Below are 22,039 nucleotides of genomic sequence, written 5' to 3' on the forward strand. Positions count from 1 at the left end.
TTTAAAAGGGCAAGGAGGACATAGGCCAAGGAGGGATTGAGCATGACGATCGAAACCCAGGAGGAAACCCCGAGGATTAAAGAACCCCTGCGGCGCGTTGGAATAACTAACCTCAGGAGCGTCGCGAAGATAAACTGGAAAGGACGGATCTACACGTTCCTCCCCCTGTTTGAGATAACCATAGACCTCCCCGCCGAGAAGAAAGGCATACACATGAGCAGGCTTGTGGAGAGCGTAACCGAAGCCATGAGCGAGGCCGTTGAGGAGGAGGTCAAGGAAGCCCACACATCGCTGGAGGAGCTGGGGAGGGCAATAATAAGGCGCCTTGAGGGAAAGCATCCCCATCGAAGAGCTGAGGTGTGGATACGGACACATCTCATCATCCCCCGTGAGACCCCTGCGAGCGGAAAAGTGAGCTACGAGCCCTACGACGTCGAGGTCGGCGTCATAAAAGAGAACAAAAGCCTTGAGAAAGTCCTCAGGGTCAAGGTCATCGGAAACACGGTTTGCCCCCACGCGATGGCGAACAACGAGGGAAAAACGCACATCCAGAGGGCCGTTGCGGAGCTCGAGGTTAGAACTGCCTTTGAGGAGAACGTGGCTCTGGAGGACATGATAGAGGTCGTTGAGAGCTCCTTCAGCTCACCGACGTACACCCTCCTGAAGACCGTTGACGAGAACGCGGTGGTCAGGAGGATGTTCGAGAATCCGAAGTTCGTCGAGGACGTTGCGAGGGAGATATTCTCAAAGGCGAGGGAGCGGTTCAAGGGGAAAATACACGTGAGGGTCATAAGCAACGAGAGCATTCACAAGCACGACGTAATAGCCGAGACGTGGAGCTAATGCCTCCCGGCGTACATGGCCATGTGGGCGATCCTCTCTAGGAGCTCGTTGAAGCCCTCGTAGGTGACGAGCGAAAGAGCAAGTGGCTCCTGCTCCAGCCTCTTCTTTATGATTTTTCTTAGCTCCTCGACTCTCTCGCGCGAAACTAGATCGATCTTGTTGATCACCACGATTATAGGCTTCTCATAGCGCATCTTAAGCATGTGGTGGAGTTTCTCCATCCCCCTGTGAAGGCCAACCGTCGCGTCAACCATGTGGATTATTATGTCCGCTGAGACTATTTCCTCCATGAGCTCCCTAAAGCGCTCCTCGCTGAGAACCTTCCCGCGCAGTTCGAGGCGGGGATCGAATAACCCCGCTGTGTCTATGAGCACGAACTCGTCAGCCCCACCGAACGGGTTCTTCATTCCCTTGGGTATCTTCAGCTTTCCAAAGCGTTTCCGGATTATCCCCTTGGTCGTTCCCGGCAGATCTTCCACTTCGCTGACCTTTCCGCCGAGAAGGGCGTTCATAAGGGTCGATTTTCCAACGTTTTCGGCACCGATTATCGCAACCTTTATCAACCTCTCACCCCCGCAAGGTTTATCGCACCTATCGAAGATTATCCTAACGGTTATATAACTGCCGGAGGGGTGGGGATGGCGAAGAGGGTCAAGATGGGGCATCACTATTACTACATCGTCACTCCTGAGGACCTGAAATCCGGGGCGTTCAAAGGCAAAAACGTCGTCGTTGAGGGCGTCATAGTGAACAAGCCCTGCGTTGAGTTTCTTCCAATGGAACTTCCCAGCTACAGGACGACCTTCCTGCTCGACGGAATCAGGGTCGAGTTCTCGGGAAGCCCCTGCATAGGGGTCGGAGAGAGGGTTAAGGTGTACGGGCGGTTCCTCGGAGACGGGATAATGGCCACCGCGGTGGAAACGGAGCGGGCTATCTTCACAACGGAGGAGTGAGCATGCTGGAGCTGTTCTTGGAGCTCGGAAACCTGAAGAGGCTCCCGAGAACGGGATGGCTTTTGCGGGGGATTCCCAATCCCGAGCCCATAGCGGCCCACTCCTACAGGGTTGCCACGATAACCCTTTTTCTGGCCGATGAGCTCAAATCAAGGGGCGTTGAGATCGACGTTGAGAAGGCACTCAAGATAGCACTCCTTCACGACGCTGGGGAGGCAAGGATAACGGACGTTCCCCTGCCGGCCCAGAGGTACTTCAACAAGGTCGAGGGCGAGGTCAAGGCGCTGGGGGAGATGCTGAGCATTACGGGCAGGGAGGGGGAGTACCTAAGCCTGTTCCGCGAGTACGAGGAGGAGCTGAGTGTAGAAGGAAAGCTCGTTAAGTTCGCCGACAGGCTGGAGATGCTGATTCAGGCTTATGAGTACGAGAAAGCGGGCTTTGCCAACCTCGACGAGTTCTGGAGGACGGTGGAGAAGCTCCGTGAGAGCGAGCTCTATGAATACTTTAGGGACATCGTTGAGGGGCTCGTGGAGCGGAGGAAAAAGTTGCATCGGGGGTTAGCTCACTCCCACTACAACAACCCTCAACTTCCAGTGGAGAAGTCCTCCAAGTCCCAGATGAGATAACTTCCGGCCCTCAGTTTTTCTTTCTCCCCAATTCTCTTAGCAATCAATCCATAACTCTTTTCCCAGCCCTCAAGACTCACAAGCTCGGCCTTTCTCTTCAAGTCCTCCAAGATACCTCTTGCCTCCCTCTCGCTCAAATCCTTCCACTTAACCTCAACGAAGAGCGCTCGTTTTTCCCGCTCGTTCAAAGCGACCAAATCAATCTCCTCACCCTTCCGCCACCACCTGCCAATTTTTGTAAAGCGGAACGGCAGTTTTTCAGCCCTGTTCATCCCGATTAAAAATTCCTTAGCAATCTTCTCAAAAACCCAGCCGAGGTAGCGGTTGAAGTTCCTCTCAAAGTGCCCAAGAGCCTCATCGGGAAGCCCAATCTCTATCTCCTCCTTGAACGGGTAAACGAACGTGTAGTAGAAGGCGAAGTAGTTGTCCCGTATGAAATACCGCGAGTTCCTTGCCCGTTTCTTCGGCTTTTCCGTAACGGGAGCTTCCCTGCCAACGATGCCGAGGTTTATGAGTATGCTGAGGTAGCGCGTCAGCTTTGACCCGTCGAGTCCTGTAATGTTCCTAAGCTCGTTGAACGAGCGGTGGCCGTAGCTTATCGCCTCGAGAATCGTGTTGTATGTGCTGAGGTCTCGGAGCTCGTATCGGAGCAGGTATTCCGCTTCATCGTAGAGGAAGCCCCTCCCGAAGAACTCCTCCCGCGCGTTCTCCTCGGGCGAGAGTGACGGGTCGAGGCGGAGCAGGTACTCTGGAATCCCATCAACCATGCCGTAGACCTTGACGAGGTCTTCAAGGCAGTAGTTCGGAAAGAACTCGCCGATGTGGCGGAACTTCAGCGGTTCAACCTTAAGCGAGAGGGTTCTTCTCCCGTAGATTGGACTGCCGTAGGAAACGAGCCTCTCCATCATCGAGACGCTCGAACCGCAGAGGACTACACTCCCCCTCCCCCTGAAGTCCAGATGCTCCTGAAGGACGCCGAGGATTCTGGGGTGGTTTTTGGCCAGAACCTGAAACTCGTCGAAGATAACCACAACGTCCTCTGGCAGTCTCTCAAAGAACTCCTCAAACGAGCGTACTGGATGCCTTAACAGCGAATCATCGCCCGTGAGCGAGAAGAGCTTCGCGTTGAGGGTTTTCAGGGTCTCGTTCACTTCCTCCTCCTTGCAGAGGTGGTAGAGCGTTCTAAACCCTTTGGAAGCCTCTATGAGGAGCCTTGTCTTCCCGACCCTTCGCCTGCCGTAGACCAAGATTAGCGCACCTCGCGTGAATGCCTTCCTCAGTGTCTTCAGCTCCTCTTCCCTATCAACGAACTTTTGTGTAATCATGATTATGTAATCGTGATTATGTTATTTAAGGGTTTCGACGTCAAGGTCTCCCAGGTTCAGACGAGGTGGCCTTTCTCTTCAAGTTTTCAAAACTCCCCTCGCTTCCCGCTGTTAAGGGCGAGCAAATAAATTTCCTCCTTCTTGTGTCACCGGCAATCGATTTTGGTGAACTTAAGGGGAAGCTTCCCTGCCACGCAAAAACTCGCGGACGAGACGGCTTTTCCCGAGTCCTCTCCTCTCAATGAAGAGGACGAGGGAGAATCCATCCAACCATAAAGCCCTTCGAGTGTTTTGAGCTCCTTTTTCTGCCCACAAATTTTCGAATCTCCCTCATAATATAATCGCAGGTCAAAACTTGATAAAAAGGCTCGTTGAGATGCTGTTTATGAAAACACTTCTATTTACGGTTAACGTTTTTATTTGCGCAAAATGTTTAAATACCAGCTTCTGTCCATTTCTTTGGTGGTGTTCGTGAAGAAGGCCGTGCTTATAATGATCCTCACCCTTCTGCTGTCCGTCGTGGCGGCTGGCTGTATAAACGGCTCGAATGAAAAAGAAGAGACGCTGATAATCTTCCACGCGGGCTCGCTGAGCGTTCCGTTCAAACAGCTGGAAGATGAGTTTGCGAAGTACGCCGAGGAGAACCTCGGAGTTAAGGTTAAGTTCCAGGACGAGGCGAGCGGGAGCGTCAAGGCCGTTAGAAAGGTTACCGACCTCGGGAAGAAGGCCGATATAGTTGCCGTCGCAGACTACACCCTCATCCCTCAGCTTATGGTGCCGAACTACACGGACTTCTACGTCCTCTTCGCGACCAACGAGATAGTCATAGCCTTCACCGAGAAGAGCAGGTACGCGGACGAGATTAACCCCGACAACTGGTACGAAATCCTCGCGAGGCCAGGCGTCACTTTCGGCTTCTCCGACCCCAACCAGGACCCCTGTGGCTACCGCTCGCTCATGGTCATGAAGCTCGCGGATTACTACTACGGCAAGCCCATCTTCGAGGCCCTCGTCGAGAAGAACACCAACATCCACTACAACGGCTCCCTAATCGTTGCCCCGAAGGAAATCCAGGTGAAGAACGACAAGGTCGTCATAAGGCCGAAGGAGACCGATTTGACGGGCCTCGTCGAGAGCGGAAGCCTCGACTACTTCTTCATCTACAAGAGCGTTGCGGAGCAGCACGGCCTGAAGTACATCGAGCTTCCCGAGGAGATAAACCTCAAGGACTTCAAGATGGCCGACTACTACGGAAAGGTGAGCATCCACATCGGCTCAACGGGCAAGGTAATCAAGGCCAAGCCCATCGTCTACGGCGTCACCGTCCCGAAGAACGCCCCCCACAGGGAGCTCGCAATGGAGTTCCTTAAGTTCCTCCTGAGCGAGAAGGGCAGGGACGTCTTCAAGGCCAACCACCAGGACTTCATCTGGCCGCCGATAGCGTTCGGCAACGTCCCCGAGGAGATAAAGGACGAGGTGAAGGTCGAGGGGTGAACTTTTTATTCCCCTCTCCCAATTCAGGGGGAGAGCGATGAGGCGCGACTACACCCTCTACTTTTTCGCATCGCTGGGGAGCTTTCTCATCGCCTACATAGCCCTGCCTTTAGTGGTTATCTTCGCCAAACAGCTCTCGGACCTGGGGATGCTCGTTAGGACGCTCCACGACCCCTACGTAACCGAGGCCCTCAGAAATTCCCTCCTGACGGCGACCGCGACGGCATTAATCGCGCTCCTCTTCGGCGTCCCCCTCGGCTACGTTCTGGCGAGAAAGGACTTCCTTGGAAAGAGCCTCGTTCAGGCTCTCATTGACGTCCCCATAGTAATCCCCCACTCGGTCGTGGGCATAATGCTCCTCGTCACCTTTTCGAGCGCGATACTCGACAGCTACACTGGCATAATCGCGGCGATGCTCTTCGTTTCAGCACCATTCACGATAAACGCCTCGCGCGATGGCTTTTTGGCGGTTGATGAGAAACTCGAGGCAGTCGCGAGAACCCTCGGCGCTTCCCGCCTAAGAGTCTTCTTCTCGGTCTCCCTGCCGATAGCCCTTCCAAGCGTGGCGAGTGGGGCGATAATGACGTGGGCGAGGGCAATAAGTGAGGTTGGAGCCATACTCATCGTCGCCTACTACCCCAAGACGGCGCAGGTGTTAATCCTGGAATACTTCAACAACTACGGGCTGAGGGCCTCGAGGCCGATAGCCGTCCTCATGGTGACCATAAGCCTCACGATATTCGTCCTGCTCCGCTGGATTGTCGGGAGGAAGGCCAATGCTCAGGGCTGAGGGAATCTCCAAGGACTGGAAGGAGTTCCACCTCAGGGAGGTAACCTTTGAGGTCAAAGAGGGAGAGCACTTCATAATCCTTGGCCCGAGCGGTGCTGGAAAGACCGTCCTCCTCGAGATAATCGCTGGAATAATAGAGCCCGACGCGGGCAGGGTTTATCTCGGCGGGAGGGACGTTACAGAACTGCCCCCGGAGAAGCGCGGTTTGGCTTACGTCCCTCAGAACTACGCCCTCTTCCCGAACATGAGCGTCTACGACAACATAGCCTTCGGCCTTAAAGTCAGGAAAGTTCCAAAGCCCGAAATAGAGCGCAAAGTGCGGGAAATCTCCGAGGTCCTCAGGATAGAACACCTCCTCAACAGGAAGCCGAGGACGCTGAGCGGTGGGGAGCAACAGAGGGTTGCACTCGCGAGGGCGCTCGTCGTCGAGCCACCCTTAATCCTCCTCGACGAGCCCTTCGCGAACCTCGACGTCCAGACGAGGGCGAAGCTGTTAACCGAGATGAAGCGCTGGAAGCGAGAGCTGGGCTTTACAGCTCTGCACGTAACGCATTCCTTTGAGGAAGCAATAAGCCTCGGTGACCGCGTTGGAGTGATGCTCGATGGAAAGCTCGTTCAGGTGGGTAAGGTCAGGGACGTCTTCTCAAGGCCGGTGAGTGAGGAGGTGGCGAGATTCCTCGGCTTCGAGAACATAATAGAGGGAATCGCGGAGGGAAGGAGGCTGAAGGTAAACGGTATTGAGATTGAACTTCCCGTCGAAGCTAATGGGAAGGTCAGGGTCGGCTTAAGACCAGAGGACATAATAATCTCGACCGAGCCGATAAAGAGCTCCGCCAGAAACGAGTTTAAAGCCCTCGTTGAGTCAATCGAGGAGCTCGGCCCACTCGTGAGGGTTCACCTCTCCCTCGGCGATATAACCCTTACGGCCTTCATAACCCGCTCATCGATGCTCGAACTCGGGGTGGAGAAGGGAAAAGAAGTCTACGTCAGCTTCAAGGCGAGCGCGCTTCACGTTTTTTGAAGAAGTTACAACTCCCGGTAGTTTTCCAAATTTTGCTTTCTCACCCTCGGAGTTTGCGAAATCTGGATAGAAAATGCTTATATATTTGGTGTGCATATAACATAACGATGAAGATGAGGGTGATAGTCGAGCGGGACGTCGATAGAACTGTCAAAGAAATCCTGCCCTGGGCCACATCAGACTACCTCGAAAAGGCTATGGAGGAGAAGAAGCGGGAGATGGATGAGGTCCTGGAGATCCTTGACTCCCTGAGCCTATCCGAGGTTCCGGAGGAAATCAGGGACATCGTGAAGAGGCCCCGCTGGGAGACCCTGCTCGCGGACTGAATCAGTACAGGATAACCTCAACCTCTTCCCCCTCTAGGTATCCTTCACTGTTCTCCGGAATCACCACGTATCCGTTGCTCTGCACCAGCGAGCTTATGAGCCCGCTACCCCGCTTTTTAATTGGTTTTGCCCTCCCGTTCTCGTACCAGACCTTCACGAACTCGTATCTTCCGAGCTGGCTGGACACCCTATCGGTGAGCGTTGCCCTGAGGCGAATTTCATAGTTCCTGGCACCGACGAGCTTCGCTAGGGCGTGCTTGACATACAGGTGAAACTGGGCAAAAACTGCAGCGGGATAGCCGCTCATTATGAAGGCCCTCTCCCCGTAGCCTATTGGCCGGCCCGGCTTTATCGTCGTGCCGTGGAAGAGCAAACTGACGAAGCGGTGGGCAAAGTCCCTGTCGCCGAAGGCCGAACCACCCGTAACGAGAACCAGGTCGCTCTCTCTCTTTGCACGATCCACGACTTCTTTTATCAAGTCCTCGTCATCGGGAAGAATTCCATAGAAGACCGGCTCACCAAAGTAGCGCTTAACGAGACCCCTAAGCATGATCGAGTTGCTCTCAAGGATTTTACCGGCTTTTAGAGCTTCCTCGTCAAACTCCTCTATCAGCTCGTCTCCTGTGATTATTATACCCACGCGGGGTTTTCTTTTGACCTTAACTTTCTTGAAGCCAACGCTCTTCAGCAGGGCCAAATCCTGAGGTCTTAGCACCTGACCCTTCTTGAGGATCACCTCCCCGCTCTTCACGTCCTCGCCGGCAAAGGCCACGTTCTGCCCCGGAGCGACCGGGCGGAGCACCTTTATCAAATCCCCCTCCCTCTCAGCCATTTCCTGCATTAGAACCGCGTTCGCGCCTTCTGGAAGCTTCGCCCCTGTCATGAGCTTCACTGCCGTTCCCGGTTCAACCGTTGCATCGCTGACCCCACCCGCGGTTATTTCGTCGATGACTCTCAGCTCGACCGGGCTGTACTCCCTCGCCTGGAAGGTGTCCTCTGCCCTTAACGCGTACCCATCCACCGCCGAACGATCAAAGGGAGGGCTGTCTATGGGAGAAACAACGTCCTCCGCGAGGACCCTGCCAAGGGCCTCATCCAGAGGAACTTCTTCCACCTCTGATATTTCGTCCAGATCGTTGAGCAAGAGCTCTAAAGCCTCTCTGTACGGGGTGAGTCTTTTGAACTCCTTCATACACTCACTCCCTCCCGTGCTTGAGAACGTGGCCTGCCTCCTTCAGAATGATTCCAATCCCAGTTTTGGCCGCACCGAGGCTACCCGGCAGGCAGAAAACTGCCATGGCCCTTCCGGAGCTCCGGATTACTCCAGCGGTTGCCCTCGTCATCACCGCAGCCGTTCCTATCTCCTCGTAACTCATCAGCCGGAAGATCTCACCGAAACCCGTGAGCTCCTTATCGAAGAGGGGTCTGACGCTTTCGATGGTGATGTCCCTGCTAGTTATTCCCGTTCCCCCAGAGGTAACGACAACATCCGCCCCTGCCTCAAAGGCCTCAACAATGGCGCCGATTATCGCAATCTTCTCGTCCGGAACGATCCGGTAGAGAACACACTCATGGCCGTTCTTCTGAAGTTCATCGACGAGGAACTTCCCGCTTTTGTCTTCTTTTTCTCCCCTGCTCGCGGTGTCGCTGACTGTTATGACCGCGAACTTAAACTTCTTTGGTGCACTCCTCCGGTGCTCTTCAACGCCCATGATACCACCGCATGATGTGGGTGTCAATGGTTAATAACGTTTACCTTGTTAAAGAGCACCGTTTAACACGCGATGCGAGATTTTTTAACCCATTAAACGAAGATCGAACGGTGATGTCCATGTTCATGGCCGAGTTCAAGCTCAAGTTTGGAGACAGAAAGTGGTACGTCAGGAGAATCGTTGAGGCTTCCTCACTTGAGGAGGCTGAGGAGAAGGCCAGAAAATACGTCCAGCTCATGAACAGGGGAGAAGTGCTCTGGGAGCTGAGCTACGTGATAGAGGCTCAGAGACCCCTCATAATAGGCGACGAGGAGCTCAAAAAGCTGAGCTGAGCTCCCCGGCGAGGTTTTTCTCCATTATCCTTCTTACTTCTTCAAGACCGTTAGTTCTGCCGAGGGCGTACATAAGCTTGACGAGCGTCGCCTCCTTCGTCATGTCTCCAGCTGGAATAACACCGGCCTCGAGGGCCCTTCTTCCCACCTCGTAGCGCCTCAAGTCAACACCGCCGTAGAGGGCCTGCGTCGTCATGACAACGGGCTTTTCACGGGCGACCCTCGAGACGGCCTCGAGGAGGTTCCGCCCGCGGTAGGGGATTCCTCCGGCCCCGTAACCTTCGAGCACTATCCCGTGAACCTTTTCAGCAACCGCGAGAAAGACCTCCGGCGAAAGGCCTGGCGTCAGGCGAAGGTAGGCAACGTTCGGGTCTATCCTCGGGTCAAAGGACGGCTCTCCAGTAGGAAGCTCGGGCCTGTGCCGTATAACGACCTCCTCGCCCTTGATGTAGGCAATATCAGGATAGTTTATGCTCTGGAAGGCGTTGAGGCCGAGGGAGTGCACCTTTGAAACGCGCGTCCCGAGCATTATCTTGTCCATGAAGGCGACGTATATCCCGGAAAAGCCCTTCATCGCGAAGGTTAGAGCAGTTTTCAGGTTCCTCGGCGCGTCACTGTTTGGTTCCGTTATGGGGAGCATCGAGCCCGTCAGGACTATCGGAATCGGAACGTTCCTCAGCATGAAGCTCAGGGCCGAGGAGGTGTAAGCGAGCGTGTCCGTTCCGTGAGTTATGACGATTCCATCGTAGTCGTTCAGGCTCTCAAAAACAGCTTTTCCTATCGTTATCCAGTCCTCTGGCTGGATGAGCGTGCTGTCGATGTTTAGAACGTCCTTCGTGTCTATTTTAACTCCATCACCCCTTATTCCAGCGATTTCAAGGATTTCATCAACGCTCAGCGTGGCTTTGTAACCTCTCTCCGTCTTTGAGCTCGCTATCGTCCCCCCGGTGCCTATTATTAGAATCCTCACTCCTACCACCGTGTTAGGTGCGCTCGACACTTTTTAGTCTTTTTGACGAATTTTACCGGAAAAAACGTTAAAAAATTGTAGAAATGTCAACGATGATCCCTGATCAGGATCATCAAGACGAAAGCCAGAAGGTTCATGAAAGCCGCGTAGAGGAAGGAGTAAGTCAGGGAATAGCTCTGCCAGAGCCAGCCCGCTATCACCGACGCAGGAAAGACAAAGACCCCAAAGACGGTGTGGTATGCCCCTATCACCGTCCCCTTTTCAAAGTCCTTCGCCAGGTCGGCCATGTAGGCCCTTGGAACTGTGTCTTCGATAGCTATATAGATACCGTAGAGAACGAACGCAAGGATAAGCGTTCCGAGTCCCCGGGCGTAGGCGAACGCCAGCGATGCGAGTGCGGAGATAAGGAAGCCCGCTGTTATCAGCGTTTTCTTGCCCACCCTGTCCGAGTAAACTCCTATCGGGTAAGCCGCGAGGGCGTACATGAGGTTAAAGAGCGCGTAGAAGGCCATCTCTCCTTTAAGGGAATATCCCAGCTCCCCGGCCTTCCAGAGGGTAAAGGCGTAGCTGTACCTGCCGAGGGCACCGACCGCTATTACCAGGAGAAACAATCGGAGACTCCGGCTTTTCAGGGCTGAGACACCGGTTATCTTCTTCTTGACTTCCCTCCCGCGATCCTTGACGAGGAAGACGATGATCAGGAGGGACAGCAGGCCGGGAACAGCCGCGGATAGGAAGAGGTAGCGGTAGGCCCTCCCGATTTCAATCCCGCGCATCAGGTGGAGCAGTCCTATGCCGACCAGAGGCCCCGCAACTGCCCCGAGGGTGTCCATCATCCTGTGGAAGCCGAACGACTTCCCTGTCTTCCCCTTTTCGGAGGACTCCGCTATGAGGGCGTCCCTCGGGGCCGTCCTGATGCCCTTTCCAACGCGGTCGAGAACCCTTAGACTCAGGAAGTCCCACCAGTGCCTTGTAAACGCGAGGGCACCCTTAGCAAAGGTCGAGAGGGCGTAGCCAGCGAAGATGAAGGCCTTCCTCTTTTTAAACCGGTCGCTGAAGTAGCCAAAGGCCACCTTGAAGAGTGAACTGAGGCTCTCTATGGCACCCATCAGGGTCCCGCTCAGGAGCTCACCGGTTCCAAGGACGTCCGTGAGGTATTTCGGGATTACTGGGTTTATCATCTCGCTGCTCATGTCGTTGAGGAAGCTGACCAATCCGAGGACGAAGACGTTCCAGCTTATTCCGAAGACTTTCTTTTCGGTTTTTGATCCATCTTCGGTCATTTCAATCACCTAGGAGCTCCTTGCAAAGCTCTCTAATCTTGTTCCTGGCTTCCTCAAGAAGTTTTTCACCTTTGGGGGTCGTTGTGTACACCCGCACGCGTTTTCCGTTCCTAACTTCCGTTCTGCTTTTCAGAAGGCCCATCTCCTCCATTCTGTGGAGGAGGGGGTATATCGTTCCGGGACTGACGTTGTAGCCGTGTTTTCTGAGTTCGTCCATCATGAACTTCCCCGTCACTCCCTCCCTGCTTGCGTGGTGAAGCACGTGAATCCCCATGAAGCCCAAGAGCACGCGCCGAATCATATCGGACACCGATATCGGAATACGATATCTAAGCTTAAAAACCTGACCGTCAAAACCGGAAGTTCAGAAGGGGCTCGGAGGGTGTTCACTTCATCATTTCTCAGAATGCTTGCTATTCGTCATCGCCCCATCCCATTACCCCTCAGCCTTTAAAAACCATCCTCCCCGTAGGTTAAGGTGGGGATTGGAATGAAGGCCCCCGAGCTGGGAATAAAAATCGGCGTTCACGAGCACGGAAAGAGGAACTCGATAGCTGATTTGGGAGTTAAGGTCGGCCACACAACGCTCATCGAGGGCAGTGACGTAAGAACAGGCGTGACAGTTCTCCTTCCGCCGGTTAAGAACCCATACAGGGAGAGGCTCTTTGCTTCAACCTTCGTCATGAACGGCTTCTCCAAGCCGATAGGCTTCGTTCAAGTCAACGAGCTCGGCTACATCGAGACGCCGATAGCTTTAACCAACACGCTGAGCGTCTATACCGTCGCAAGCGCGATGATAAAGCACATGATTGAGCTGAACCCCGATTTGAAGAGCGTCTCCCCGGTCGTTATGGAGTGCAACGACTCCTACCTCAACAACATCAGGAAGATGGCGGTTAAGGAGGAGCACTACTTCGAGGCCGTCAAAAACGCCTCGCTGGACTTCGGGGAAGGTGCCGTTGGAGCGGGAACAGGAATGAGCGCCTTCGAGTTCAAGGGTGGGATAGGCTCCTCCTCAAGGGTCGTTGAAATAAGTGGCGAGGAATACACCGTTGCATCGCTCGTCCTTGTGAACTTCGGAAAACGGGAGGACTTAACGGTAGCTGGCGTTCCCATCGGCCTTGAGCTGAGGGACTATCCTGGAAGAGGGTCCTCCGCGAAGGGTAGCATCTCGATGGTTGTCACAACGGACGCACCACTAACCGCGAGGCAACTGAAGAGGCTCGCGAAGAGGGCAGTTGTGGGTCTCGCGAGGACGGGTGGCTACGCCTATCACGGAAGTGGCGACGTCGTCTTAGCTTTCTCGACCGCTCAAACAGTTCCACTCGACAAAGAACCACATCCGATAGGTTTCCTGCCCGACAACGCCCTCAGCAGGCTCTTCAAGGCAACCGCTGAGGCGACTGAAGAGGCTATAATCAACGCCCTCCTGCAGGCGAAAACCGTCGAGGGCAACGGCCACGTTAGGTACGCCCTGCCGGTCGAGAAACTGCTCGAGATAATGGAAAGGTACGGGAGGCTCGAGAAGGCCTAAACCCTTATCTCTTCGTACTTCTTCTTCATCAGGAGCGCATCCTCCTCGATGTTTGGACTCTCGCTTATGACGACGCCCTTAACGCGGAACTCCTTTAAAACCCTGAGCAGGTCTTCCCACTTCATGTCGCTCTCCTGGAGCGGAAGGTGCCTCTTCTCTCCCTTCTCCGTGTACTCGATGCCGCTCATGTGAATGTGCATGTTGTCCAAAGCCTCTCTGCCGAGGCGGTCTTCAATGAAGGCCAGCATCTCACGCCACTCCTCGGCGGAGTTGCACTTACCTCTGTTCCTCGCGTGCGCGTGGGCAAAGTCTATCGTCGGAAGAACCATTTCAAGCTCTTCACTCAGCTTCACTATCTCCTTCAAATCGCCGAATTGGGTCGGCTTCCCTGTCAGCTCGGGCCTTATCCAAACCTTTATCCCCCTGTCCATGAGCTCCCTCTCGATTTCCTTCAGCGCATCCCTAACCCGGGTGTAAACCTTCGCAGGGTCTTGCTTCATGTAATAGCCGGCGTGAAAGACGACGCTCCAGCCACCCGCCTGATGAAGCCTCTCAGCGCTTTGAATTATCCTCCTCTTGCTGGCTTCGACCTTTGCTTTCTCGTTCGCATTGAGGTTGATGTAGTAAGGAGCGTGCGCCGTGAGCAGGACGTCGTGCTTTTTGGCGACGTATTTGATTTTCTTTGCGAGTTCCGGCTTGAGGTTAACCCCCCTGACGAACTCCAGCTCCATCGCATCTAACCCGAGGTTCCTCACGTGGATGATGCCATCTATAGTTGAGCGCTTCGGCGTTGAGAGAGGTATTCCAGCCGTTCCGAAACGCAACCTGTCAACTTTGAACATCTCTCCCACCAGTTTGATTAGGGCACCCTAACTTATTAAGCTTGCTGTTCCCTCTCAAGCAAAGCCCTGAGAACTTCACTCTCCCGTTGTAGTTCCTCTTCCAGGAATTCCAACCTGTGGTGGAGTTTTTTAAGTTCGTCTTCAATCTCATGGGCCCGTCTTCTGAGGCTTTCAAGCTCCCTGAGTCTGCCGGATGACGAAGCCATTAGCTCAGCTTCCCTCTCCTTTATCCTCGAAAGCTCGGCCTTAACCATCTGAAGTTCCTCAATCTTTGCCGGAAAGTTCTTCAAAATCCAGTCGGCAGCTTTCCTGCTTTTCCCGTCAAGGTTTGAACGGACTTTTTTGACGAGCTTCAGGAATTCCTCCGGATGCTCAACGGCATAGGAGGAATCCCGCAGGAAAGGAGCCGCTTCCGGAAGACGCATCCTTTTTAGAGGCTTCTGGAGCTTCGAGGCCTTGGAGCGTACTTCGGTTTCAAGCGTTCTGACTTTAACCTCAAGCGACTCCTTTTGGCGTGAAATCAGCTCCATCTCATCCTCGTTAGCCGGGGCCATCTCAAGCTCGGAGATGCGCTCCCCGATCTTTTCAAGCTCTTCTTCCAGTTCCAGTATTTCCTTCCTCGTTTTTTCGATTTCCTCAAAGGTTCTACCTGGATCTACCTCCGGAAGTTTCAGCTTTGCCATCTCGGCAGAGTACTCGGTGTACAGCTCCCCCAGCTCCTTGAGAAGGCGGTTTATCTTGTAGACGTCCCTCTCGAAGATCGCCAGCAGGTACCTCCCATGACCAACGTGCAGCTTTGAGAGCTCCCCAAGCTTCCGTCCTAGGTCTTCCATAGAGGAAACGCTTTCGAGGATCCGCCGGAGGGTTGAGACATAGGTTTTCCTTTCCCGGAGGGCGATTTTCAGGAGGTGGGGATCAACGTTTACCGGCGGTTCTTTTTTGTCGAGTTCGTCCAGACCATCGAGGATCTCACGAATCAGGACACGAACCCTCCTTAGGTACTCCTCTCGGGCCCTTCCGATTTTCTCCTCACGCTCTGCTTTCAGAGACTCGTATCTCTTCAGAAGACCCTTCAACTCCACCGCTACCACCACTGCCCCAAGATATGAGGTACCTCCTTATGAAAGTTGAGATAATGACGCTAAAGATGACATCGACGAAAGCGCCAAGGATTTCCAGTATGGTGCCGAAAGAATGGAAGTTTATGACTCCCAGGGCATACCTGGTTGTCACGTCGATTATTATCCAGAATGTGGGCAGTATTAAAAGACCCGCTATGTTATACCAGATGTGGGTGTCTTTTCGCAGGTAAGCCTGAACAATGCGTCCGACGAGCACCACCGCGATACCTATTATGATCGTGGTGTTGATGGCGTGGATGTAGAAAATGAACTTTATCGGGCCCGGCTGTGGGACGTAGCCTAAGAGCTGTCTTGCATATGCATCGATGTTAACGTAGGCGTTTATCATGCCTGCGATTATGATTAGTAGACCGGAAACACCAAAGATGACCTGAATGAACTCGTTTGTAAGGGCCCTGAACACCTGGATGCGGAAGCCTTTGGTAAAGGCGTAGCCACCGATGAAGAGCAATATAATGCCAACCACTATGTTCGAGATGATACTCATGCTCTGGGGGTAACTTACGGAAATCAGCTTACCGACTCCGTACAGCAGGAATATCAGACCCGGGATTCCAAGAAAAACCCTCGAAGCCTCGGGATCACTCAGGATCTCTTTGATGTATCGGTAGATCACGTAATACGTGGTCTCAATGGTTTCATTCTGCTTGACAACCACTCTTTTGGAGGATACAATGGGCAAGCGGGAGGACAGTATCGGGAAGACCTGCTCGTCCTCGGCTCCGTCCGTAACGGGAATAACCCCATCCGCCGGAAACTTCTTCAGGACGATGTCCAACTGCCTTCCGAGCTCAATATCGCTCTTAACGCCCACATCGGGGTGACCGGTGATGAGGGCCACTTCCACGTCCTCAAACTCCCCGCTCTTCTTTAGTTCATCGTAGAGCTTAACCGCAGCATAAACAACGTTGGCATCGCTGTCCTCAGGGTCCGCCAGGCTGAGCTTCAAAGCGGCGTCAATGCACTTGCCCTTTCCGATCACAGGGCCCTTCACACCGGCCTTTATACCGAAGTCATCGTCCCTATCGATGGCCAGCACGAGAACTTTCATCACTACCCCCCACGAACTTTCTCCAGGACTGATTCGACCTTGTCCTCCATGCGAACGGGCTTATCGCGCCGATCATCGATCCGAATTGTCGTTGAAACTCTCTTGGCACCGAGCCTGAACATTAACTCATGCGCCTCTTCGATCACATCGAAGGCATCCCTAACCGTTTCAACCTCTATTATCGTTGACATCGGAGTCAATTGATACTTAATTCCCCTCTCCTCTAAAAGCTTTACTACCTCCGCCACGTATTTGCTCAAACTCGTTTCTCCGAGGGGGACGATTACAAACCCCACGATGACCACTTTCGGCACCTGCCTTAACTTCCTTCGACGCATTTTAAACCTTGCGCCAGGTTAAGTTAATAAATAACCTAAGGATAATTTAATCGGGGTGAGACCATGTACAGGATTAAGGACGAGTGGGGTGAGTTCCTCGTCAGGCTCGCGAGGAAAGCCATCGAGGAGTACGTGAGGAACGGAAGAGTAATCGAACCGCCAGAGGACACACCGCCAGAACTCTGGGAGAAGATGGGAGTCTTCGTAACGCTCAACCGCTATAGGGCTCCACCCCAGATGGCTCTCCGGGGGTGCATAGGCTTTCCCCTGCCGATTTACCCGCTGGTCGAGGCGACGATTAAAGCGGCCATACACGCGGCCGTTGAAGACCCGCGCTTCCCGCCGGTCAGACCCGAGGAGCTAGATGAGCTCACCGTCGAGGTCAGCGTTCTAACTCCTCCCGAACCCATCGAGGGCCCGCCCGAGGAGAGGCCGAGGAAGATAAAGGTCGGCAGGGACGGCCTGATAGTCGAGAAGGGCTTCTACTCAGGTTTACTGCTCCCGCAGGTGCCGGTGGAGTGGGGTTGGGACGAGGAGGAGTTCTTAGCTCAGACCTGCTGGAAGGCCGGCCTGCCGCCCGACTGCTGGCTCGATCCGGACACAAAGGTCTACCGCTTCACCGCGGAGATTTTCGAGGAAGAATATCCGCGGGGACCCGTTAGGAGGAAACCGCTGGTATAAAAATAATAAATTCAAGAGCCCATTTCAGATCCAACGACCCTACCGTACCTGAGCCTGTAAGTGACATCTGCAATGCGGATAAGCTCAGGATCATGAGTCGAGACAACGATTGTTTTCCCCTTTTCTCTCAGCTCCCTGAGGATCTCTACAACCCGCTCTGACGACTCTTCGTCCAGGTAGGCGGTGGGTTCATCCAGAATGACGACCGAGGGATCCTTCGCGAGGGCCATGACTATCGAGGCCCTCCGGAGCTCGCCGCCGCTGACCTCGGTGGGCTTCTTCGACAGCAGTTTCTCAATGCCAAGACGCTCCGCCAGATCAACCGCCAGATCCCTGTGGTCATCGTTCAACTTACCAGAGGAGTTGAGTACAAGCTCTATGTTCTCCCATAGCGTGAGCTGGGAAACGAAGACCGGCTGCTGGAAGGATATTCCAATTTCTCGCCTGAGGGCGAGCAGTTCCTTCTTGGGAAGCTCGTAGGGATTTTTCCCGTTATAACCCACCCTACCCTCAGTCGGTTTGAGAAGCGTCCCAACGGCCTTCAGCAGGGTCGTCTTTCCCGAACCACTCGGGCCGAACACGACCGTTATCTTTCCGGGGACAAAGGAACCGCTGAACTTATGGAGTGCCGTGGTTTGACTTTCTCCCGTTTTATACCTGACGGTGAGGCCTTCGCAGGTGATCTTCCACCCCTCTGCCAAAATCACACCCCCTTCAATTTCCCTACTATTAGGAGGAAGTAGCTGATGAGGCCCGCAAAGAGGCCCAGCAGTGGCACGAGGCCGAGCAACATCAGCTTTCCGCTTACGAAGCCCGTCAAGGCCAGGTAGTAGCCGTCCCGGATCATCGAGGCGGGAACAAATGCCAGCACGACAAGGGCTGGAGCTATGACGACTGCAAAGAGGGACAGCGGCTCTTCCCCGTTGACTCTCATGATCTCAGCCAGCTTGGACAGTCGGTCTCCATCTCTGAGCCCCACCACCAGCCCGGTGACTACCATAAGGAAGCCGGAGAGCAACAATGGAAGGAAGCTCCTCGGGTCTCCAAACTGGGACTCAACGTGGGTGGAGATCCCCTCCATGGACCACAGCTTGTCAAACGCTTCCGGATGCAAGGCGGCCGTTCTGTTCACTTCTTCCATCACTTCCCCAGTCGTTTTGGAGTCCCCGCTGAGCAGAATGAACGCAGGTTTGGGACTAAGGCCGTTTTTCGCCGCAACTTCACACGAGACGAGAAGACCGTCGATGCCTCCCGGAAGCAGGTCAACGGTCTCATAGGGGGCGGAGATCTCGTGGAGATTCCACTCATCGTCTACTACTGTAAAGGTGAGAGATTTACCCGAAATCCGAACAGCTCCGGCCTTTTTGATTTCATTGAGGTAATGGCTGGAAACCACGATCCCCTCGGGATTAGAGGACAGCTTGTGGTAGAGCAGCTGGGCAGTAGTGCTTGTCTTACCGGCCTTCTCTAAGAATTCCAGAAAGTCCTCGTCATAGCATAGGAGCCTGCCATGGGTTGAATACGTCATCCCACTACCTTGGACAACGGTGCCGGCCTCCCAGAGGGTGGAGTAGACCACGTCCTTTCCCGAGACTGCCTCAAGGGTCAGGTTGTAGACCTTGGGCAGGTCCCTTGAGTCTCCGAAGTTAACCACCCCCGTTGCGCCGCCGCTGTAGGCATCGAGTATCGAGGCAAGGGAAACCACCGGGGCCGAAAACAGCAACGACGTGTAGAGGAACAGCATCCCTACTGAGGCGATCCCAGGGAAGAGGAGCCTTGAAACGGCCCTGTGCCCGGGTTTTCCGATCCTTGTCACTAGGAAAACGAGCGAAAGGGCCCCGACTGATATCAAAACCCCGGGGAGATACCTGAAGGCCACCAGCGTGAGCAACAGCGAAGCGTCAGAGTTGCCGAGGGAGAGGAGATAACCCAAGATGCCCGATGCGTAGAACCTCAGCGTGAAGTTGTAATGGAGCAGAATTCCAAGTACGCCCAGAAGTACCAGAGAGAAAGCCACGATGGTGTACCTTCTTCCGAGCTCTCTTCCCGCCAAAAAGTTCCTCAGAACGTAAACGAGCAGGAGCATCGCCGCCGAGAGTAGGGAGGCCCTTTTGTCGAGGAGGAGAGCTGTCAGTGCAAGGGCAAAGAGAACGATTCCGGCGGTTATTAAGTCCAGGACGATTTTCCTGCCCCCGTTGGTCGAGATTAGATACCTCATCCTCTCCTCGTCTTCCCTTTCCCGGCCCATTATAACAAGCAACGCAGGCAGGGCCGGGAGAAAGAGGGCTATGTAGCTCCACAGGTAGTCCCAGAGGCTCCTTCCGGTGGAGGATTCCACCGCAAAAACCCAGCGGGGCGTTACAACCCTCATAACGACGGAGAGGTTGTACCTGGCTGCTTCCTGGGAGAGGGCCTGGTAGATCTGTTCTATGCTCTGGCTTCCATCGGTTGCAACAATTATCCCCTGACCCCCCACGGAGAGCTCTCCGAGGTCGTCTCCAACGCCGTAGGGCTCGAGAAGTTTTCTCGCGAACTCTGGAGAGGCTATACAGGCTCTATCACCGTACTTCTCCCAGCTCTTTAGAATCGCCCTGAGAACTCTGCTCTTCTCGTCGTTTCCCGGGAGAACCTTAACGGTGTTAACCCTGATGGTAGCAACGTCATCATAGCCCTGTGACTCATCAATGAAGTGAGTATAGCGATATGTTATTTTGACCCCTTCCATTTTTATCCTTGGCAGTTTCATCCGAAACGTAGCAGTCATCCCCTTCGTATCCACCTAAAAGGGGCACCAAAATTATCCAATAATCGGATTTTTCATCCGAGATGTACAGTGGGAGGTAAACGTCCGTGGCCCTTATTCCAGCATTGGCAAACATTCTCCGGATTTCGTTTACGGAGAGTCCCCCATAACCTTTCACCGAACGGGGAGGTTCGGCCCCGGCAGGAAGTTCTCCATCACTCAGATAAATAACATGGGTGTCATCGTAATCCTCCTGCACGAAGTGGAACGAAAAATAGCTCCCCGAAAACTCCCCAAGCTTCATTTCCGTCGCCTGATTTATAAGGGCGCTTACCGTCGCTGGCATTATCGCGACGAGAAAAACGAGGAGAAGGAAGGAAAGAAAGACTTTGGAGTAGTGCTTTATCATTGGTCTGATCTTCATTCCGGCACCTCCAAACGGATGTTGATTTCACTTGGACGTCCAGTAGCCCAATGATCGTCGAGCCTGTCAAGCCGCGGTAGGGTTCATCATTTAAAAGACTTCTATAAATTGTGTGATGCTTAATACATCCCCGGAAAACAATAAGCACAAACAAGAAAAAGTAGTACATCATGCGGGGCTATTGCCTGCCCATCTTCGCTATGAAGAAGCTGTTGCAGTCGTGCCTGTGCGTCCACGCGCGGAAGACTCTATCGCCGATTTCGAGGAAGCCCCTATCACCCCAGCTGAAATCGTAGGGGAGAAGCTCCAATCCAACCTTCTCGACGGCGAAGAGGACGTTCTCCTCGTCTTCATCGATCCTTATCGAGCACGTCGAGTAAGTCATCACCCCGCCATCGCGGAGGTTCTCGTACGCGTTGCGGAGCATGTTCCTCTGGACGCTTATTATGCGCTTAATTTTCCTCTCGTCGAAGCGCCACTTGACCTCTGGGAACTGTCTGTAGGTTCCGGAGCTTGAGCACGGCGCGTCGAGGATTATCCTATCGAACTTGGCCTTATCCCTGAAGCTCTGGCCGTCCGCGTGGACGAGCTTGACGTTTTTGATGCCCAGAATCTTCATCTTCTCCTTCATGCGCATGAGCCTGTCGTAGGAGTAGTCCACCGCGACTATTTCGCCTTTGTTCTCCATCAATGAGGCGGCATGGAAGGTTTTTGAACCAGGGGCAGCGGCCAAATCAAGGACCCTCTCGCCCGGCTCTGGATTGAGAACGTGGGCGACGTAGGCAGAGGCCAAATCTTGAATGACAAACTTCCCCTCTTTGTACCAGTCGAGCCTCGTTACCGGCGTCTTATAGTCAAGAACCTTCAAAACGTCCGGAACAGGAGTTAAAGCCGTCCTCACGCCGTTCTCCTCAAGGTAATCCCTCAGCGAGTCCATGTCGGTCTTGAGGGTGTTCGCGCGGACGTAGTACCTCTGCGGCCTGTTGTTGCTGAGAAGAAGCCTTACAGCTTCGTCGTAGCCTAAAAGCTCTATCACGTATTCGACGTACCAGCGCGGGTGGGAGAAGCGGACGGAGAGCCATTCTATCCTGTCCCTCTCCTTGAGCCGTTTTAAAGCCCTCTCGACGTCGAACTTCTCTATCGAGTGCATCAGCGCGTTGACGAACTTCGCCCTCGAGAAATCAAAGCGCTCCTTAACGACCCTGATTATAGAGTCGGTAGCTATGGCGGGCGGAACCTTCCGAAAGTGGATTTCAAACGTCCCGATGCGGAGGAGATTAGCCAAATAGGGGTCAAGGTCTTCCACCTTCGAACCCTTCAGCACGGAGTTGATGATGAAGTCTATCTTGGCCCTCCACTTCTCAATCTCAAAGACATAGGCGTGAGCCAATCCACGAGCTTTCTCCCTGTCCTTTCCAGCAACCTTCCGGAAGACCCGCTCAAGGGCGTGCTTCGATGAAAGCTCGCGCTCCTCAACCAAGCTCAAAGCGTCCGCAACGACTTCCTGAAAGCTCACCTTGTAAAACAGCTCCATGCTCGGCCCTCCGAGGGATACCTTAAAAACCTGGCGGTGAGGTTTATTAGTTCCCAGTTCGATAAACCCTTAGGT

25 protein-coding genes are annotated in these 22,039 nt (G+C 53.9%); 10 read left to right on the forward strand and 15 right to left on the reverse strand.

The genetic code is table 11. From position 1 onward, the window contains the following. Positions 1–42: 42 nt before the first annotated feature. Positions 43–843, forward strand: a complete 801-nt coding sequence (locus TGAM_RS07240; protein ID WP_015859043.1) for a GTP cyclohydrolase IV — start codon at positions 43–45, stop codon at positions 841–843. Here TGAM_RS07240 and TGAM_RS07245 read toward each other — a convergent pair. After that, on the reverse strand, positions 840–1,406 hold the full coding sequence (locus TGAM_RS07245) for an Era-like GTP-binding protein (protein WP_015859044.1): 567 nt from the start codon (positions 1,404–1,406) through the stop codon (positions 840–842). The genes TGAM_RS07240 and TGAM_RS07245 overlap by 4 nt on opposite strands. A 75-nt stretch (positions 1,407–1,481) precedes the next feature. On the opposite strand from TGAM_RS07245, the gene TGAM_RS07250 reads away from it, so the two are divergent. Together TGAM_RS07250 and TGAM_RS07255 are read left to right on the forward strand one after the other, a co-directional pair. Continuing rightward, positions 1,482–1,796 (forward strand): hypothetical protein, encoded by a 315-nt coding sequence (locus tag TGAM_RS07250; RefSeq protein ID WP_048811249.1) that lies wholly within the window; start codon positions 1,482–1,484, stop codon positions 1,794–1,796. 2 nt (positions 1,797–1,798) lie between these two features. Beyond that, positions 1,799–2,422, forward strand: a complete 624-nt coding sequence (locus tag TGAM_RS07255) for an HD domain-containing protein (protein WP_015859046.1) — start codon at positions 1,799–1,801, stop codon at positions 2,420–2,422. Here TGAM_RS07255 and TGAM_RS07260 read toward each other — a convergent pair. After that, positions 2,380–3,747, reverse strand: coding sequence for an ATP-binding protein (locus tag TGAM_RS07260; RefSeq protein ID WP_015859047.1), 1,368 nt, complete (start codon positions 3,745–3,747; stop codon positions 2,380–2,382). The genes TGAM_RS07255 and TGAM_RS07260 overlap by 43 nt on opposite strands. 492 nt (positions 3,748–4,239) lie before the next feature. On the opposite strand from TGAM_RS07260, the gene wtpA reads away from it, so the two are divergent. The 4 genes from wtpA (at position 4,240) to TGAM_RS07280 (ending at position 7,378) form a co-directional block, all read left to right on the forward strand. Further along, on the forward strand, positions 4,240–5,241 hold the full coding sequence (gene wtpA / locus TGAM_RS07265; RefSeq protein ID WP_394295132.1) for a tungstate ABC transporter substrate-binding protein WtpA: 1,002 nt from the start codon (positions 4,240–4,242) through the stop codon (positions 5,239–5,241). A gap of 37 nt (positions 5,242–5,278) precedes the next feature. After that, positions 5,279–6,031: a tungstate ABC transporter permease WtpB gene (gene wtpB, locus TGAM_RS07270; protein WP_015859049.1), complete on the forward strand. Its 753-nt coding sequence runs from the start codon at positions 5,279–5,281 to the stop codon at positions 6,029–6,031. Beyond that, positions 6,018–7,052, forward strand: a complete 1,035-nt coding sequence (wtpC, locus tag TGAM_RS07275; RefSeq protein WP_015859050.1) for a tungstate ABC transporter ATP-binding protein WtpC — start codon at positions 6,018–6,020, stop codon at positions 7,050–7,052. The genes wtpB and wtpC overlap by 14 nt, the downstream gene beginning before the upstream one ends. 107 nt (positions 7,053–7,159) lie before the next feature. Further along, positions 7,160–7,378 (forward strand): hypothetical protein, encoded by a 219-nt coding sequence (locus TGAM_RS07280; protein ID WP_048811250.1) that lies wholly within the window; start codon positions 7,160–7,162, stop codon positions 7,376–7,378. 1 nt (position 7,379) lies between these two features. Here the strand turns inward: TGAM_RS07280 and TGAM_RS07285 are convergent, their stop codons facing one another. Together TGAM_RS07285 and TGAM_RS07290 are read right to left on the reverse strand one after the other, a co-directional pair. Continuing rightward, positions 7,380–8,570 (reverse strand): molybdopterin molybdotransferase MoeA, encoded by a 1,191-nt coding sequence (locus TGAM_RS07285; RefSeq protein WP_015859052.1) that lies wholly within the window; start codon positions 8,568–8,570, stop codon positions 7,380–7,382. A 4-nt stretch (positions 8,571–8,574) separates the two neighbouring features. Beyond that, a complete protein-coding gene (locus tag TGAM_RS07290) occupies positions 8,575–9,090 on the reverse strand; it encodes a MogA/MoaB family molybdenum cofactor biosynthesis protein (RefSeq protein WP_015859053.1) in 516 nt (171 codons plus the stop codon). Positions 9,091–9,209: 119 nt separating this feature from the next. Between TGAM_RS07290 and TGAM_RS07295 the strand changes: the two genes are divergently transcribed. Beyond that, complete coding sequence (locus TGAM_RS07295) at positions 9,210–9,422, forward strand: hypothetical protein (protein WP_048811251.1); 213 nt, start codon at positions 9,210–9,212, stop codon at positions 9,420–9,422. On the opposite strand, the gene TGAM_RS07300 is transcribed toward TGAM_RS07295, so the two are convergent. From TGAM_RS07300 to TGAM_RS07310, 3 genes are all read right to left on the reverse strand, one after another. After that, a complete protein-coding gene (locus TGAM_RS07300; RefSeq protein WP_015859055.1) occupies positions 9,406–10,392 on the reverse strand; it encodes an asparaginase in 987 nt (328 codons plus the stop codon). The genes TGAM_RS07295 and TGAM_RS07300 overlap by 17 nt on opposite strands. 86 nt (positions 10,393–10,478) lie before the next feature. Next, on the reverse strand, positions 10,479–11,675 hold the full coding sequence (locus TGAM_RS07305) for an MFS transporter (protein ID WP_048811252.1): 1,197 nt from the start codon (positions 11,673–11,675) through the stop codon (positions 10,479–10,481). A 1-nt stretch (position 11,676) separates the two neighbouring features. Beyond that, positions 11,677–11,976 (reverse strand): PadR family transcriptional regulator, encoded by a 300-nt coding sequence (locus TGAM_RS07310; protein WP_015859057.1) that lies wholly within the window; start codon positions 11,974–11,976, stop codon positions 11,677–11,679. A gap of 189 nt (positions 11,977–12,165) precedes the next feature. Here TGAM_RS07310 and TGAM_RS07315 point away from each other — a divergent pair, with 189 nt between their 5' ends. Continuing rightward, positions 12,166–13,209, forward strand: a complete 1,044-nt coding sequence (locus tag TGAM_RS07315) for a DmpA family aminopeptidase (RefSeq protein ID WP_015859058.1) — start codon at positions 12,166–12,168, stop codon at positions 13,207–13,209. Here the strand turns inward: TGAM_RS07315 and TGAM_RS07320 are convergent. The 4 genes from TGAM_RS07320 to TGAM_RS07335 are packed head-to-tail and all read right to left on the reverse strand — an operon-like array spanning position 13,206 to position 16,549. Beyond that, positions 13,206–14,051, reverse strand: a complete 846-nt coding sequence (locus TGAM_RS07320) for a deoxyribonuclease IV (protein ID WP_015859059.1) — start codon at positions 14,049–14,051, stop codon at positions 13,206–13,208. The genes TGAM_RS07315 and TGAM_RS07320 overlap by 4 nt on opposite strands. A 35-nt stretch (positions 14,052–14,086) precedes the next feature. Continuing rightward, complete coding sequence (locus tag TGAM_RS07325; protein WP_238516198.1) at positions 14,087–15,133, reverse strand: coiled-coil domain-containing protein; 1,047 nt, start codon at positions 15,131–15,133, stop codon at positions 14,087–14,089. Further along, positions 15,081–16,244 carry a DUF373 family protein gene (locus tag TGAM_RS07330; protein ID WP_015859061.1) on the reverse strand — a complete coding sequence of 388 codons (1,164 nt, stop codon included), beginning with the start codon at positions 16,242–16,244 and terminating at the stop codon, positions 15,081–15,083. The genes TGAM_RS07325 and TGAM_RS07330 overlap by 53 nt, the downstream gene beginning before the upstream one ends. Before the next feature lie 2 nt (positions 16,245–16,246). Further along, positions 16,247–16,549: an MTH1187 family thiamine-binding protein gene (locus TGAM_RS07335; RefSeq protein ID WP_048811426.1), complete on the reverse strand. Its 303-nt coding sequence runs from the start codon at positions 16,547–16,549 to the stop codon at positions 16,247–16,249. Positions 16,550–16,645: 96 nt separating this feature from the next. Here TGAM_RS07335 and TGAM_RS07340 point away from each other — a divergent pair, with 96 nt between their 5' ends. After that, positions 16,646–17,263, forward strand: a complete 618-nt coding sequence (locus TGAM_RS07340) for a TIGR00296 family protein (protein WP_015859063.1) — start codon at positions 16,646–16,648, stop codon at positions 17,261–17,263. An 11-nt stretch (positions 17,264–17,274) separates the two neighbouring features. Here the strand turns inward: TGAM_RS07340 and TGAM_RS07345 are convergent, their stop codons facing one another. From TGAM_RS07345 to TGAM_RS07360, 4 genes are all read right to left on the reverse strand, one after another. Then, positions 17,275–17,964, reverse strand: coding sequence for an ABC transporter ATP-binding protein (locus TGAM_RS07345; RefSeq protein WP_015859064.1), 690 nt, complete (start codon positions 17,962–17,964; stop codon positions 17,275–17,277). Between the two features lie 2 nt (positions 17,965–17,966). After that, positions 17,967–19,988: a hypothetical protein gene (locus TGAM_RS07350; RefSeq protein ID WP_148206286.1), complete on the reverse strand. Its 2,022-nt coding sequence runs from the start codon at positions 19,986–19,988 to the stop codon at positions 17,967–17,969. After that, positions 19,945–20,430, reverse strand: coding sequence for a hypothetical protein (locus tag TGAM_RS07355; protein ID WP_015859066.1), 486 nt, complete (start codon positions 20,428–20,430; stop codon positions 19,945–19,947). Before TGAM_RS07355 ends, TGAM_RS07350 begins: the two co-directional genes overlap by 44 nt. 178 nt (positions 20,431–20,608) lie before the next feature. Next, positions 20,609–21,964 (reverse strand): RsmB/NOP family class I SAM-dependent RNA methyltransferase, encoded by a 1,356-nt coding sequence (locus TGAM_RS07360; protein ID WP_015859067.1) that lies wholly within the window; start codon positions 21,962–21,964, stop codon positions 20,609–20,611. Positions 21,965–22,039: the final 75 nt, after the last annotated feature.

Origin of the sequence: Thermococcus gammatolerans EJ3 (assembly GCF_000022365.1) — an archaeon.
Lineage (GTDB): Archaea > Methanobacteriota_B > Thermococci > Thermococcales > Thermococcaceae > Thermococcus > Thermococcus gammatolerans.